The sequence below is a fragment of the Variovorax paradoxus genome (assembly GCF_030811855.1).
In the GTDB taxonomy this organism is placed as follows: domain Bacteria; phylum Pseudomonadota; class Gammaproteobacteria; order Burkholderiales; family Burkholderiaceae_C; genus Variovorax; species Variovorax paradoxus_L.
Genome location: NZ_JAUSRN010000023.1, coordinates 70,349 through 85,514, shown reverse-complemented (window position 1 = coordinate 85,514; position 15,166 = coordinate 70,349). Strand labels below are relative to the sequence as shown.

Annotated in this window: 13 protein-coding genes; 8 read left to right on the top strand and 5 right to left on the bottom strand. The window is 66.3% G+C overall.

What is annotated here, in order from left to right; translation table 11 throughout:
- Positions 1–14: 14 nt before the first annotated feature.
- Genes J2X92_RS28535 through J2X92_RS28515 form a run of 5 tightly spaced genes read right to left on the bottom strand, consistent with a single transcriptional unit; the run spans position 15 to position 5,756 of the window.
- Positions 15–944 carry a dihydrodipicolinate synthase family protein gene (locus J2X92_RS28535; protein WP_307581083.1) on the bottom strand — a complete coding sequence of 310 codons (930 nt, stop codon included), beginning with the start codon at positions 942–944 and terminating at the stop codon, positions 15–17.
- Between the two features lie 21 nt (positions 945–965).
- Positions 966–2,507: a UxaA family hydrolase gene (locus J2X92_RS28530; protein ID WP_307581081.1), complete on the bottom strand. Its 1,542-nt coding sequence runs from the start codon at positions 2,505–2,507 to the stop codon at positions 966–968.
- Positions 2,508–2,520: 13 nt separating this feature from the next.
- Entirely contained in the window at positions 2,521–3,693 is a 1,173-nt protein-coding gene (locus J2X92_RS28525) for an L-rhamnonate dehydratase (RefSeq protein ID WP_307581079.1), read from the bottom strand.
- Between the two features lie 37 nt (positions 3,694–3,730).
- Positions 3,731–4,780: a 4-hydroxythreonine-4-phosphate dehydrogenase PdxA gene (locus tag J2X92_RS28520; RefSeq protein ID WP_307581077.1), complete on the bottom strand. Its 1,050-nt coding sequence runs from the start codon at positions 4,778–4,780 to the stop codon at positions 3,731–3,733.
- A gap of 10 nt (positions 4,781–4,790) precedes the next feature.
- On the bottom strand, positions 4,791–5,756 hold the full coding sequence (locus tag J2X92_RS28515) for a Bug family tripartite tricarboxylate transporter substrate binding protein (RefSeq protein ID WP_373424895.1): 966 nt from the start codon (positions 5,754–5,756) through the stop codon (positions 4,791–4,793).
- 111 nt (positions 5,757–5,867) lie between these two features.
- Between J2X92_RS28515 and J2X92_RS28510 the strand changes: the two genes are divergently transcribed.
- The 8 genes from J2X92_RS28510 to ligD all read left to right on the top strand — a co-directional run bounded on the left by J2X92_RS28510 (position 5,868) and on the right by ligD (position 15,161).
- Positions 5,868–6,821, top strand: coding sequence for a LysR family transcriptional regulator (locus J2X92_RS28510; RefSeq protein WP_093012274.1), 954 nt, complete (start codon positions 5,868–5,870; stop codon positions 6,819–6,821).
- 111 nt (positions 6,822–6,932) lie between these two features.
- Entirely contained in the window at positions 6,933–7,112 is a 180-nt protein-coding gene (locus J2X92_RS28505; protein ID WP_307581075.1) for a DUF3606 domain-containing protein, read from the top strand.
- A gap of 49 nt (positions 7,113–7,161) precedes the next feature.
- The gene (locus tag J2X92_RS28500) at positions 7,162–8,088 is read left to right on the top strand and encodes a cation diffusion facilitator family transporter (protein ID WP_307581073.1); all 927 of its coding nucleotides are present in this window, start codon (positions 7,162–7,164) and stop codon (positions 8,086–8,088) included.
- A gap of 105 nt (positions 8,089–8,193) precedes the next feature.
- Entirely contained in the window at positions 8,194–8,376 is a 183-nt protein-coding gene (locus J2X92_RS28495; protein WP_307581071.1) for a hypothetical protein, read from the top strand.
- A gap of 185 nt (positions 8,377–8,561) precedes the next feature.
- Positions 8,562–10,061, top strand: a complete 1,500-nt coding sequence (locus J2X92_RS28490; RefSeq protein ID WP_307581069.1) for an ATPase domain-containing protein — start codon at positions 8,562–8,564, stop codon at positions 10,059–10,061.
- Positions 10,058–11,608, top strand: coding sequence for a hybrid sensor histidine kinase/response regulator (locus J2X92_RS28485; protein ID WP_307581067.1), 1,551 nt, complete (start codon positions 10,058–10,060; stop codon positions 11,606–11,608). Before J2X92_RS28490 ends, J2X92_RS28485 begins: the two co-directional genes overlap by 4 nt.
- On the top strand, positions 11,605–12,621 hold the full coding sequence (locus tag J2X92_RS28480) for a lysylphosphatidylglycerol synthase domain-containing protein (protein WP_307581065.1): 1,017 nt from the start codon (positions 11,605–11,607) through the stop codon (positions 12,619–12,621). The genes J2X92_RS28485 and J2X92_RS28480 overlap by 4 nt, the downstream gene beginning before the upstream one ends.
- On the top strand, positions 12,600–15,161 hold the full coding sequence (gene ligD, locus J2X92_RS28475) for a DNA ligase D (protein ID WP_307581063.1): 2,562 nt from the start codon (positions 12,600–12,602) through the stop codon (positions 15,159–15,161). Before J2X92_RS28480 ends, ligD begins: the two co-directional genes overlap by 22 nt.
- Positions 15,162–15,166: the final 5 nt, after the last annotated feature.

Sequence of the window (15,166 nt, the reverse complement as noted above, 5' to 3'; positions counted from 1 at the left end):
TGGGTTTCCTTTGTTCATCGCGCCCAACGCAGCACCAGCGGGTCGAGCCGCCGCGCGGTCTCGATCAACCCCTTGCGGGTTTCCGGATGCATCGTGGGCCAGGGGTGGCGCGGCGCTTCGCAAGCGATCACGCCGCCTTCCTTCATCAGCGCCTTGGCCGCAAGGAAGCCCGACTGGCGGTTCTCGTGGTTGATGAGCGGCAGCCAGCGCTGGTAGAGCGCAAAGGCCTGGTCGCGGTCGCCGGCGCGGTGCGCCTCGATGATCGGGCGAATGCCATCCGGGTAGCCGCCGCCGGTCATCGAACCGGTGGCGCCAGCGTCGAGATCGGGCAGCAGCGTGATCGCTTCTTCGCCGTCCCATGGGCCTTCGACCGCGTCACCGCCGAGCCGGATCAGCTCGCGCAGCTTCGATGCCGCACCAGCCGTTTCGATCTTGAAGTAAGCGACATGCTCGATCTCGCGCGCCATCTTTGCGAGGAACGCGGCCGACAGCGGAGTGCCCGCGGCCGGCGCATCCTGGACCATGATGGGAATGTCCACCGCGTCCGACAGGCGTGCATAGAAGTCATGGATCTGCGGCTCGGGCACGCGGAACGTGGCCCCGTGATACGGCGGCATCACCATGAGCATGGCGGCGCCCATGGCCTGTGCGCGGCGGCTGCGTTCGGCGCACACGGTGGTGCTGAAGTGCGTGGTGGTCACGATCACCGGCACGCGGCCCGCCACATGTTCGAGCACGGTGCGCGTGAGCACCTCGCGCTCGTCGTCCGACAGCAGAAATTGCTCGGAAAAATTGGCCAGGATGCAGAGGCCGTCGGAGCCGGCGTCGATCATGAAGTCGACGCAGCGCTTCTGGCTCGGGAGGTCGAGCTCGCCGCTTTCGGTGAATGGCGTCGGAACGACGGGGAAGATGCCGCGGAAGCGGGCAGAGCGTGTGGTTGTCATGTGTGATGAAAGAAGTGCGGGTCAGGTGACCACGCTGATTTGCCAGGGCACGAACTCCTGCTGGCCGTAGCCGTGGAGTTCGCTGCGCGAGGGCTGGCCCGAGGCGGTGTCCAGCAGCATGCGGAACAGCCGGGCGCCGAGTTCCCCGATGCTGCGCGTGCCGTCGAGCACCTCGCCGCAGTTGAGGTCCATGTCGTCCGACTGCCGCTCCCACAGCGCGGTATTCGTCGCGAGCTTGAAAGACGGGGAGGGCGCGCAGCCGTAGGCCGAGCCGCGCCCCGTGGTGAAGCAGATGAGGTTGGCGCCGCCCGCCACCTGGCCGGTGGCCGAGATCGGGTCGTAGCCCGGCGTGTCCATGAACACCAGGCCGCGGGCACGCACCGGCTGCGCGTACTCGTACACGTCGACGAGGTTGGTCGAGCCCGCCTTGGCGATGCCGCCCAGCGACTTCTCGAGCACGGTGGTCAGGCCGCCGGCCTTGTTGCCCGCCGAAGGGTTGTTGTCCATCGCGGCGCCGTTGCGCGCGCAGTAGGCCTCCCACCAGCGGATGCGGTCGACCAGCTTGCGGCCGATGTCGGGCGTCTGCGCGCGGCGCGTCAGCAGATGCTCGGCGCCGTAGATCTCGGGCGTTTCCGACAGGATGGCCGTGCCGCCGTGCGCCACCAGCAGGTCGACCGCCGCACCCAGCACCGGGTTGGCAGAGATGCCCGAGTAGCCGTCGGAGCCGCCGCATTGGAGGCCCACGACCAGGTGACTCGCGGGCACTGTCTGCCGCTTCACGGCGTTGGCCTGCGGCAGCATCTGCTGGATCAGCTCGATGCCGCGCGCGATGGTTTTGGTCGTTCCGCCGGTGTCCTGAATCGTGAAGCTTTGCAGGCGGGCGCTATCCGCCAGGCCTTGCGTGGCCAACAGCGTGGACACCTGATTCGTTTCGCAGCCCAGGCCGATGACCAGCACGCTCGCAAAGTTGGGATGGCATGCGTAGCCGCCCAGCGTGCGCTGAAGAATCGCGAGGCCTGCGCCTTCCGGGTCGACCGCGCAGCCGGTGCCGTGCGTGAGCGCCACCACGCCGTCGATGTTCGGAAACGGCGCCAGCATCGCTGGATGGATGTCGCGCCGGAAGCGGTCCGCGATGGCGCGCGCCACCGTGGCCGAGCAGTTCACCGAGGTCAATATGCCGATGTAGTTGCGCGTGGCGACGCGGCCGTCTTCTCGCACGATGCCTTCGAAGGTCGCGGGCTCGGCGGCGTGTAGCGTCGGGCGCGCATCGGCCGCATGCGCATGGTCCCGCGTGAAGTCGCCCATCGCAAGGTTCTGGGTGTGCACGTGCTGACCCGCGCGAATCGGCCTGCTAGCAAAGCCGATGATCTGCCCGTAGCGGCGCACCGCGGCGCCCGGATCGATGGCGCGCGTGGCCATCTTGTGGCCCGGCGGAATCAGCCCGGCCACCGCCACGTTTTCGCTTTCGATGTGCGTGCCCGGGACCAGCTGGTCGAGCGAGATCACGACATCGTCGTTGGCATGCAGCCGGATCACCCGGGCTTGAGAGCGGGGCAGGGACATGGCTGTTGCACCGTCACTCGACGATGTTGAAGTCCTTGAGGTGCTCGGTCTTCAGCGTGAGGCCCAGGCCCGGCTTGTTGTCGTCGAGCTGCACGAACCCGTTCTCGGCCACCGGCTCGCCGTCGAAGATGTAATAGAACAGCTCGTTGCCCACTTCGACGTCGTGCATCGGGAAGTACTCGCTCATCGGCGAAGCCAGCGTGCTCATCGTCAGGTGGTAGTTGTGCATCTGGCCCGCATGCGGAATGACCGGCACGCTGTAGGCCTCGCACAGCGCATTGATCTTGTGTGCCGCCGTGATGCCGCCCACGCGGTTGGTGTCGTACTGCACCACCGACACCGCCTTGCGGTCCAAGAGCTGCTTGAAGCCGTAAAGCGAGAACTCGTGCTCGCCGCCCGAGATCGGGATGCTGGTCAGCTGGTTCAGCTCGGCGTAGCCGTCGATGTCGTCGGCGATCACCGGCTCTTCGAGCCAGCGCGGCTGGAACTTCTCAAGCTTGGGCAGCATGCGCTTGGCGTACTCGAGGTTCCAGCCCATGTAGCACTCGAGCATCAGGTCGTTGTCGTAGCCGATGACTTCGCGCACCGCCTCCACCGACTTGAGGTTTTCCGCCACGCCCTTCTGCAGGTGCGCCGGGCCGTAGCCGAAGCGCATCTTGAACGCGGTGAAGCCCTGGTTGAGAAACTTCTGCGCCTCGGCCTGCATTTCCTTCAGGTCAGTGCGGTACAGCTTCGAGTAATAGCAGGGAATCTTTTCTTTCGTGCGGCCGCCGAGCAGCTTGAACACCGGCTTGTTGACCGACTTGCCCAGGATGTCCCAGATCGCGAGGTCGACCGCCGAGATGGCGGCCATCGTCACGCCCTTGCGGCCCCAGGCGTGCGTGGCGCGGTACATGCGCTGCCACAGGTACTCGTAGTCCCAGGGGTCATGCCCGATGACCAGCGGTGCGAGGTACTGATCGATGATGGCCTTGGCAATGGCCGGCGCGAGCGCCACGTTGCCCAGGCCCACGATGCCGTCGTCGGTCTCGATCTCGATCACGGTCCACGAATGGAAGCGGAAGGTGCTCATGGTTTCCTGCGGTGCGTACAAGAGGTCCATCGCGTTGGAGCAGAAGTTGCCCTGCGGCGGAACGGTCTTGCCCTTCCATTCGAAAACACGGGCGCGCACGGATTTGATCTTCATCTTCTCGGTCTTTCTGAGTCGGTGGTGAATGCTTCGGTCAGGCGGCGAGCGCAGCCTTGCCGAGAATGCGCGTGGCCCCCATGCGGCTGGCAATCCGGAACGCCTGCCACATGGCTTCGGCGCTGGCCTTGCCCTGGCCTGCGATGTCATAGGCGGTGCCGTGTGCGGGCGTGGTGATCGGGATCGGCAGCCCGCCCTGCACCGTGACGCCGCGGCTGAAGCCCAGCAGCTTGATCGCGATCTGGCCCTGGTCGTGGTACATGGTCACGATCGCCTGGTACTCGCCGGCCTGGGCTTTCAGGAAGATGGTGTCGGCCGGGAACGGGCCGTGGAAGGGCGCCTCGGTGGGCCAGCTGCGCGCCTGCAGCGCCTTGACCGCCGGCTCGATGATCTCGACCTCTTCGCGCCCGCACACGCCGCCGTCGCCGCCGTGCGGATTGAAGGCCGCGATGGCAACCTTGGGCTCGGCCACGCCGTTGGCCAGCAGCGAGCGGTAGATCAGCTCGGCCGCCTGCTCGATGCGCTCCACGCTCAGGTAGCCGGCCACGTCCTTCAGCGGCACATGCGACGAGATGCGCGAAGTCCAGAGCTCGCCGAGCGTGTTGAACTCGCAGAAGTATCCGGTCACGCCCAGGTGATCCGCGAAGTGGTGCAGCTCGTCTTCATGCTGCATGCCTCCGATCTTCATGGCCTGCTTGTTGAGCGGCGCAAAGCAGATCGCATCGACCTCGCCGGCCAGCGTCGCGTCCATGCACTGGTCGAGCACTTTCAGCACCGCGCGCCCGCCCGGTGCAGCGGCCTGGCCGCGCTGCACCAGCGCCGGATCGATGCTCTGCACCGCCAGGAAGGCCGGACGCGCCGTGCTCGCGCGGCTCCGCACTTCTGCCAGTGTCTTCACCTCGTCGGTGCCGACGAAGACGCCGGCGATGCGCTGGCCGTCTTCCCATAGCCAGCGGTCGCCGACGAGCACGATGTTCGCGTCCGCGGTGGCGTCGGGCCGAGCGAGGAGCCGCGCGATCAGCTCGGGGCCGATGCCGGCTGGGTCGCCCAGGGTGAGGGCGACAACGGGGAGGGCTTGCATGTTCATAGGGATGGGCCTAATCCAGCTTGATTTGATTCTTCTTGATGACCTCGCCAAAGCGCTTGTATTCGGCGGCATGGAACTGCGCGAACTGCGCCTGGGTCATCGGCGTGATCTCGGCGCCGATGGCGTCGAGGCGGGTCTTTGTCTCGGGCATGGCAAGCACCTGGGTCACCGCGTCGTGCACCTTGTCTTGCACCGCCTTGGGCGTGGCGGCCGGCATGTAGATGCCGTACCAGGCGCTCATCTCGATGTTCGGCACACCGGCTTCGGCGAGAGTCGGCACGTTGGGCAGCTGCGGGTTGCGCTTTTGCGTGGTCACGGCAAGCGCGCGCACCTTGTTGTTGCGGATCTGACCGATCACCGAAGGCATGGTGTCGAAGCTCAGCTGCACCTGGCCGCCGACGAGATCGATCAGCGCCGGGCCGCTGCCCTTGTACGGCACGTGGACGAGGTTGACGCCGGCCGCATCCTTGAACATCTGGGCCGCGATGTGCTGCGTGCTGCCCGCGCCGCTGGTGGCGTAATTAAGCTTGCCCGGCTCCTGCTTCGCGAGCTTGACCAGCCCCTGCACCGAGTCGGCCGGCACGCTGTTGCTCACCACCAGTACGTTGGGCACCGCGCCGACGAAAGCCACCGGCACCAGGTCGCGGTTGCTGTCGTAGTTGAGCTTGAGCAGGTGCGGCGCAATTGCATGCGCCGTGACCACGCCCATCACCATCGTGTGGCCGTCGGTGGACTTGGCGGTGGCGTCTGCCGCGAGCGTGTTCGATGCGCCGGGCCGGTTGTCGACCACCACCGGTTGCTTGAGCAGGGGCCCTAGCCGGTCGGCCACCGCGCGGGCCATGGCATCGGTGCCGCCACCCGGGGCGGAGCCGACATAGATCTTGATGGGGCGAGTGGGCCAGTCCTGGGCCTGTGCGGCGCCGGCGCCAAGTGCCAGCAGCCCCGCGGCCGTGGCCGCCATGAGCGTTCGTTTCATCTGCTTGTCTCCGACTGTTTTTCCAAAATCCTCAGGGCCAATCGTAGGCAGGCGATTGATCCTCGTAAACTGAAAGCTCTTGATCGATCAATAACCGGAGGTGATCAAACAATGGGCTCCATCGACAAGCAGGACACCACGCCCCAACTGCTCAACCGGCTGCGCATGCGGCAGATCGCGCTCATCCTGGCGATCGAGGACCGCCGCACCCTGCGCGCCGCGGCGGGGCAACTCGGGTTGACGCAGCCCGCGGCCACCAAGATGCTTCATGAACTCGAGAGCGCGCTCGGCCAGTCGCTGTTCGACCGCGTCGGCCGGGGTCTGCAGCTCAATCCGGCCGGCGAACGCGTGACCGGCTACTTCCGAAGCATTCGCGGCAGCATGGAGGCGCTGAACCGCGAGCTCGGCGAACTGCGGCTCGGCAGCGCGGGCAAGTTCTCCGTCGGCAGCATCATGGCCGCCTCGCCCGGGCACCTGACCGAGGCGCTGCTCGGCCTGAAGGCGCTGTTCCCGCTGCTCTCAGTAGAAATTGCCGTCGATACCAGCGACCGCCTTTTGGCGCAGCTGCGCGAAGGCGTGCTCGAAGTGGTGATCGGCCGGCTGGTCAGTCAGCCGGGCTTCGACTGCGTGTTCAGGGCCATCGAGGACGAGGGGCTTGCGGTGGTGGTCGGCAACGACCATCCGCTGGCGCGCAAGCGCAAGGTGGAGTTTGAGATGCTGCTGGACTACCCGTGGATATTGCAGCCGGCCGGCAGCCCGATGCGCGACCTGATCGAGCACGAGTTTCGCGATCACCATGCAACGCTGCCCAAGGGGCTGATCGAGACCGGTTCCATTCTGACCACCATCAACCTGATCCGGCGTTCGCAAATGATCGCGGTGGTGCCGGAGGCCATGGCGCGACGGGACGCCGAGCATGGGCTGCTTCACATCGTGCACTACCGCATCCGCCAGAAGCTCGAAGCCTACGGCAGCCTCGTACGAAAGGACCGCCCGCTGACCAAGCCCGCGGAGCATTTTCTGGAGCTGGTGCACGCCCGGCCGAAGGCGGCGCGCGCCGAGTAGGCGCGGCTGTGGCGCATGTAGAACTTGTCCTGCATCGACCAAGGAATTCGTCCGGCCCGGCGACACTTTGCGCCAGCCAAACTGCCGTCTCCCAACCACTTGGAGACCCCGATGCCGGATGACATGGAGATCCGCGTTCCGCAGAACGACGAGCAAATCGACATCACCGACCTGAAGGAGGTCGACTACTGGACCAGGTGGTTTGGCGTCAGCGAGGCGCGGCTGCGCATGGCCGTGGCGTCCGCGGGCACCATCAAGGACGATTTGCGGGTCTACCTTGGCCTTCCCTGAAGCCCAAGCCGGAAGCGCGCGGGAGCAGGCCTCCGGCCGCACGCGCTGAATGGCTGAGTCGAAGCTTGCGATCTACGGCGCCATTGCGGCCAACGTGGCCATTGCCGCGACCAAGTTCGTGGTGGCCGGCATCACCGGCAGCTCGGCCATGCTGTCCGAAGGCATCCACTCGGCGGTCGACACTTTCAACGGCGTGTTGCTGCTGGTGGGCATCCGGCTGAGCCAGCGGCCCCCGACCGTCCAGCATCCCTTCGGCCACGGCAAGGAGCTCTACTTTTGGAGCCTGATCGTCGCGGTGCTCATCTTCGGTCTTGGCGGTGGCGTGTCGTTCTACGAAGGCATTCAGCACATCCGCCATCCGGAGCCGATGCAGGACCCCACTTGGAACTACGTGGTGCTGGGCTTGGCCATGCTGTTCGAGGGCGCGAGTTTCCTGGTTGCGCTGCGGCAGTTCCGCGCCCAATCGCGCGGCGCGCCGTTCTGGCGTGCGCTGGAGCAAAGCAAGGACCCCACCACCTACACCGTGCTGGCCGAGGATTCGGCCGCGCTGCTGGGGCTGGTGGTGGCGGCGCTGGGCATCTACTTCAGCCACCGGCTCGACATGCCGGCGCTCGACGGCGCCGCCTCGGTGGTGATCGGGCTCCTGCTGGCGGGCGTGGCGGTGCTGCTGATCAGCCAGGCGCGCGGCCTGCTCATCGGTGAAGGCATCCGGCCCGAGACCGCGCGGGCCATCCGCAGCCTGGCCATGGAGCAGCCCAGCGTCAGCAACGTCGGTCGCGTGCTGTCGATGTACATCGGCCCGGACGACGTGCTGGCCATCGTCGACGTGAATTTCAAGGACGGCACGGCCACCGGCGATGCAGCCGACGCCATCTCTGCCATCGAGACCCAGGTGCGCGCGCGGTTTCCCATGATCAGGCGGCTTTTCATCGAGGCGAGCGAGGCGCCGGTGGATGCGGTGGTGCCGGCTTCATAGCGGGGCTTGGCCGTCGGCCTTCGCTGACCCTGACATCCGCCTTTGCCTGAGCGTTTCCGCGGTGGCGCCCGCACCACCATCGGAACCCACTCTGGAGATTGCCAAATGAACACCCCATCGCCACAGCCGCCCCGCAAGCGCTCCCCCGACGAACCCGAGCTCACCCAGGAAGAATCCGTGCCCTTGGATGGAACCGACCCCGAGGGCGAGGAAATGATGAAGAAGGTCGAGAACAAGAAGCTCGAGGACCGCGGCGACGCCGAGCGCAAGACGCCCGACAAAGCCTGAGCGCAATCGGCGCGGTGGCTTTGTCTTCTCGCGAAGAACGGCGATGCCCTACAACCGCGGCCCCGCCGCCTTGATACAAATTCTCCGGCGGGCATTGGCTGCCCCGCCTGCGGAGCCGCCCGGCGCCGCAGATCGCTAAGAGAAAAGGGCAGAAGGGACTGTCTGTCCACACGACGGAGGACGAAATGAAACTCGACGGCGCGGCCGGGTCGGACATGCAGGAAAGCCTGATGAAGGTGGGCGTTCCGGGGCTCGACGATGTTCTGGGCGGCGGCCTCACGTCCAACCGCCTCTACCTCGTCGAAGGAACCCCCGGCGCCGGCAAGACCACCATCGCACTTCAATTCCTGATCGAAGGGGCCAAGCGGGGCGAACCGGTGCTGTACGTCACCCTGTCGGAAACGGCGCGGGAGCTCCGGGGCGTGGCGCAATCCCATGGATGGGATCTGAGCGGCATCGAGGTGCGGGAAATGCTTCCGTCGGAAGCCGCGCTCGAGCCCGACGAGCAATACACGATGTTCCATCCCTCCGAGGTGGAGCTCAGCGAGACGACCTTGAGAATCCTCTCGGACGTCGACGTGATCAAGCCCACGCGCGTGGTGTTCGATTCGCTTTCAGAGCTGCGGCTTTTGGCGGGCAGCTCCCTGCGCTACCGGCGACAGATCCTGGCACTCAAGCAGTTCTTTGCCGGCCGGCAGTGCACCGTGCTGCTGCTCGACGACATGACCGCCATGAAGCACGACCTACAGGTGCAGAGCATCGCCCATGCCGTGCTGCGGCTGGAGCAGATCAGCTCCGACTACGGCGCCGCGCGGCGCCGGCTCGTCGTCAGCAAATACAGGGGCAAACAGTTTCGCGGCGGCTACCACGACTACCGTATCGACCGTGGCGGGCTGCGCGTGTTTCCTCGACTGGTGGCGGCCGAACATGCATCGGAACTGTCGCAAGCCCGAATTCCCAGCGGCATCGATTCGCTCGATGCCTTGTTGGGCGGAGGCATCGAACGGGGCACGAGCACGCTGTTCGTCGGCGCGCCGGGCACCGGCAAATCGACGGTCGCGGTGCAGTTTGCGCTGGCCGCGGCGCAGCGGGGCGAATGCGCCGCCCTTTTCGTGTTCGACGAAAGCATTTATACGCTGCGCACGCGCTGCGAGAGCATGGGCATGGACCTCACGCCGCACATCGAATCCGGCCTCATCAAGGTGCGGCAGGTCGATCCTGCAGAGCTGTCTCCGGGCGAGTTCGTGCACCTGATCCGGCTGGCGGTGGTCGAGTCGGGTGCAGCGGTGGTGGTGATCGACAGCCTCAACGGCTACCTCAACGCCATGCCCGACGAGCGCTTTCTCATCGTGCAGTTGCACGAGCTGCTTTCCTATCTGGGGCAGGCCGGTGTCGCCACGCTGCTGGTGGGTGCGCAGCACGGCCTCATCGGCATGCAGATGCAGACGCCCGTGGACGCGAGCTATCTGGCGGACGCCGTCGTGCTGCTTCGCTACTTCGAGTTGGACGGCGAAGTGCGCCAGGCGATCTCGGTGCTGAAGAAGCGGGGCGGTGCACACGAGCGGACCATCCGCGATTTCTCCATGACTGCGACCGGCCTGCACGTGGGCGAGCCGCTGCGCAACTTCCGGGGCATTCTGACGGGCATTCCCATTCCTATCGACGGGGTGCATCCCTCATCGTGAGCTCGCTACCCGCATCCGTCGAGCAGCGCATCTTGCTGCGCACCGCGACCTCCAGGGATGCCTTCATGGCGAGCGCCGTACTGGCACGTGCGCAGGTCACCTCGCACACCTGCGCCAACTTGTGCGAACTGGTGCGCGGCCTCCAGGAAGGGGCCGGCGCCATCATGTTGGCGGAAGAAGTGCTTTCCGACCCGGCTGCCGCCGCATTGACCGAAGCGCTGGGCGCGCAGCCCCCCTGGTCCGATCTGCCGGTGCTCATCCTGGCCCGACAGGGTGCCGATTCGCCGGTGATCGCCGCGGCCATGGACCGGCTCGCGAACGTCACGGTAATTGAACGGCCGATGCGCGTGGCCTCGCTGATCAGCACGGTTCGCACAGTGCTGCGGGCACGCAACCGGCAATACCAATTGCGCGACCTGCTCGACGGCCTGCGTGAATCCGACCAGCGCAAAACTGAGTTCCTTGCCACGCTGGCGCACGAACTGCGCAACCCGCTGGCACCGATGAGCACCGCGCTGACGCTCTTGATGCGCAAGCCGCACGAGCCCGCGGATGCCCAGCGCTACTACGAGCTCATGGGCCGGCAGATCGACCACATGGTGCGGCTGGTGAACGACCTGATGGAAGTCTCGCGCATCACGCGCGGCAAGATCGAGCTGCGCATGGAAGCCGTCGCGCTGGAGGCGGTGATCAAGGACGCCATCGAGCTGAGCCGGCCTTTGCTCGAAGGCTCCAACCACATCTTGAGCGTGGACCTGTGCAGCCAGCCGCTGGTGGTGCGGGGCGACGGCGTCCGCCTGACGCAGGTTTTTTCGAACCTGCTGAACAACGCCGCGAAGTACACCGCACCTGGCGGAAAGATACGCATCGTTCTTCGCGAGGAAAAGCGCGACGCCGTGGTCGAGATCTGGGACAACGGCACTGGCATCGAACCCGACATGCTGAAGTCGATCTTCGAAATGTTCGTGCAGGTGAGCGGCACCTCGAAGGCGGCGCAAGGGGGGCTGGGCATCGGGCTCACCCTGGTGAAGAGCCTGGTCGAGCTTCATGGAGGCAGCGTCGAGGCACGCAGCGCGGGGCTCGGCTGCGGCGCGATGTTCTGCGTGCGCCTGCCGCTCACGCGGCTCGAGGCGGGCGCAACTCAGGCGCCATTGCCTGCTGTTAGCGGCTGGCCGGCATCGCTGCCGCGCACGGTGCTGATCGTCGACGACAACCGGGATGCGGCCGATGCGCTCAGCGACCTGCTGCGCTCGCTCGGCGCATCGACCCGCGTGGCCTACAGCGGCGCTGCCGCACTGCGCCTGATCGCCGAAGGCCCGGCGCCGGGAATCGCGATCCTGGACATCGGCATGCCGGGCATGGACGGCTGCGAGCTGGCCATGAAGCTTCGCGCCAACCCCGATCTTTCCGGACTGATCCTCGTCGCATTGACCGGCTGGGGCCAGCGGGGCGACAAGGAGCGCATCGCCAACGCGGGCTTCGACCATCATCTGCTCAAGCCGCTCGATCTGGCGGCGCTGATCTCGATCCTGCGTAGCCACGCATGAACCACGATGCCACCACGCTCTCGGCGGCGGCCCGGTCGGCCCGCCGGCCTTCGCTCTGGCGGCGCTGCCGCCGATGGGTGCTGCCGCTGGTCGCCGTCGCGGTGCTCGGCCTGCTGCTGTCGCATGCGCACAAGGTCGACTGGGCGGGCGCTTGGGAGGCGCTGCAGCGCTATCCCGCAACGTTGCTGCTGGGGGTGCTCGGGGTTGCCACGGCAAGCCATGCGCTCTACGGCTGCTACGACTTGATCGGCCGGCGGCACATCCGCCATCGGGTGCCAGCCTGGCGGACCTGGGCCATTGCCGTGACCAGCTACGCCTTCAATCTCAACCTGGGCTCGCTGGTCGGCGGCATTGCGCTGCGCGCGCGGCTCTATGCGCGTGCTGGGCTGGACGAGGCCTCGGTGGCGCAGGTCGTCGGGGTCAGCCTGGCGACTAACTGGCTCGGTTACGGCCTGCTGGCCGGCGGCCTGTTCGCGGCCGGCATCATTTCGCCGCCGCGCCAGGCGAGCATCGGGGCGGGCGCACTGCGCGGCCTTGGCGTGGTCATGATTCTTCTGGCTGCGGCGTACGTGGTGGCCTGCGCTTTTTCGCGAGGGCGGCAATGGCAGCTGCGGGGGCGCAAGCTGAGGCTGCCTTCCGCGAAGCTGGCGCTCATCCAACTCACGCTCTCCACCGCCAACTGGTCGTTGATGGGGTGCGCCATGTACCTGCTGCTCGGGCGGCAGGTGCCATATGCAACGACGCTGAGCGTTCTGCTGGCCGCCTCCATCGTCGGCGTCATAACGCCGATTCCTGCCGGCCTGGGCGTATTGGAGGCCGTGTACCTGGCGCTGCTTTCGGGCAGCGTGCGCCAGGGCGCACTGATGGGGGCCGTGCTGGCCTACCGCGCGCTTTACTACCTGCTGCCGCTGGGCGGCGGCATCGTGCTCTACCTGCTTCTCGAACGCTATGCGGCAAGCCATCCGCAAGGCGGGGCAGAGGCCGACACGCCATGGCGCGCGCAAACCCGCTGAAGCGCTACAAGGAGAAGCGCAACTTCGGCGTCACGCCCGAGCCGGAGGAAGGCGGCGCATCGGCGCCCGGCACGCTGCAGTTCGTGGTGCAGAAGCACTGGGCGACCCGCCTGCATTACGACTTCAGGATCGAGCTCGACGGCGCCATGAAAAGCTGGGCAGTGCCCAAGGGTCCGAGCTACGACACGCACGACAAGCGCATGGCCGTGCACGTGGAAGACCACCCGATTTCCTACAACCAGTTCGAAGGCGAGATACCGCCCAAGCAATACGGCGCGGGCAAGGTGATCATCTGGGACAAGGGGACCTGGACTCCGCTCGGCGATGCGCGCAAAGGCTACAGGGAGGGGCACCTGAAGTTCGAGCTGCACGGCTACAAGCTGCGCGGCAAGTGGGCGCTGGTGCGCATGCACGGCAACAAGAGCGACAAGCAGGACGCATGGCTCCTGATCAAGGAGCACGATGGCTATGCCCGCCCTGCGGCCGAGTTCAGCGTGATCGACCAGTTTCCCGACAGCGTGGCTGCGCTGCCGATGCCCGAAGCTGTTGCCGCAGCGCCTGCAACTGCTGCTTCGACCTCGCCGGCAAAGCGCGGCAAGGCGGCCAAGGGCGGCATGCCCGCCGATGCGGTGAAGGCCGCCATGCCGGCCAAGCTCTCGCCGCTGCTCGCCACGCTGGTCGATGGCCCGCCGCCGGACCCGCAGAACTGGATCTTCGAAATCAAGTTCGACGGCTACAGGCTGCTCGCCCGCATCGACGCCAAGGGCGTGCAGCTCTTCACGCGCAACGGACACGACTGGAGCAGCCGCATGCCGCACCTGGTGCGCGCGATCGAGCGCATGAAGCTGAAGCCGGGCTGGCTGGACGGCGAGGTGGTGGTGCTCAATGAATCCGGAGGCACCGACTTCCAGGCGCTGCAGAACGCCTTCGACAGCGACAAGACGCGCAACATCGTCTACTTTCTTTTCGATATTCCGTACTACGGCGGCTTCGATCTCACCGGCGTGCCGCTGGTCGAGCGCCGGGCCTTGCTGGAGACGCTGCTTGCCAAGGCACCGCCCGAGATCCGCTTCAGCGCAGTCTTCGACGCACCGCCCCAGGACATCGTCGCCTCGGCCTGCAAGATCGGCCTCGAGGGCGTCATCGGCAAGAAAAAGAACAGCACCTATGCCTCGCGGCGTTCGTCCGACTGGATCAAGCTCAAGTGCTCGTCGCGGCAGGAGTTCGTCATCGGCGGCTACACCGATCCCAAGGGTTCGAGGGTGGGAATCGGTTCACTGCTGCTTGGCGTGCACGACGACAAGGGCGAACTCATCTATGCAGGCAAGGTCGGCACGGGTTTCAACGACCGCATGCTCGTCGACATGCTCCAGAGGCTGAAGCCGCTTCGCGTCGACAAGCGACCCTTCAAGGACCCCACCGAGAACGACCGCCTCGCGCATTGGGTCAAGCCGGTGCTGCTTGCCGAAGTCACGTTTTCCGAGTGGACCAAGGACGGGCATGTGCGCCATCCGGTGTTTCACAGCTTGCGCAGCGACAAGCCCGCCAAGGCGATCATTCGCGAGAAGCCGCTTCACCAGACGGGTGCGAAGCGCGAACCCGAGACGCAGGCCGGACCCGCGCCCGCCACCACGATGCCCGCGAACTTCAAGGTCTCGAACGCCGACCGCGTGGTCGACAAGTCCACGGGCATCACGAAGGTGGAGGTTGTGCGGTTCTACGGCCTCGTCGCGCCGCTGATGATGGAGCACCTCAAGGCCCGGCCCGTGTCTTTCGTGCGGGCGCCGCAGGGCATTCATGGCCAGCTCTTCTTCCAGAAGCATCTGGAAGAGGGACAGATGGCGGGCGTGCGGCAGCTCGACCCAGCGCTGTGGCCGGCGCATCCCGCGCTGATCGAGATCGCGGGGCCCCTCGGCCTCTTGAGCGCGGCGCAGATGAACGTGATCGAGTTCCACACCTGGAACGGCTTGAAGACGCTGATCGGAAAGCCCGACCGCATGACCTTCGACCTCGACCCCGGCGAGGGTGTCGCCTGGGCCATGGTGCAGCAGGCGGCCGAGCTGATGCGCGTGGTGCTCGACGAACTGGGTTTGCCTTCGTTCTGCAAGACCAGCGGCGGCAAGGGCCTGCACGTGGTGGTGCCGCTCAAGCGGCAGTACGACTGGGACACGGTGAAGGACTTTTCAGAGGCCATCGTGCGCCACATGGCCCGCACCTTGCCGCAGATCTTCGTGGCGAAGAGCGGGCCGAGCAACCGTGTCGGTCGCATCTTCATCGACTACCTGCGCAATGGCTTCGGCGCAACCACCATCTGCGCGTGGTCGGTGCGGGCGCGGCCCGGTATGGGCGTGTCTGTGCCGGTGGAGTGGCAGGAGGTTCCGACGCTCACGAGCGGTGCGCAGTGGACCCTTCGAAACATCCATGCCCGGCTCGATCGAGGCAACGAGCCGTGGGCCGGCTATGCGAAAGCCGCGAAGAGTCCGGGCGCGGCAATGAAGAGGCTGGGTTTCGAAGCAGCCAGCCCGCGCACGGTGCGCTGAGGCCG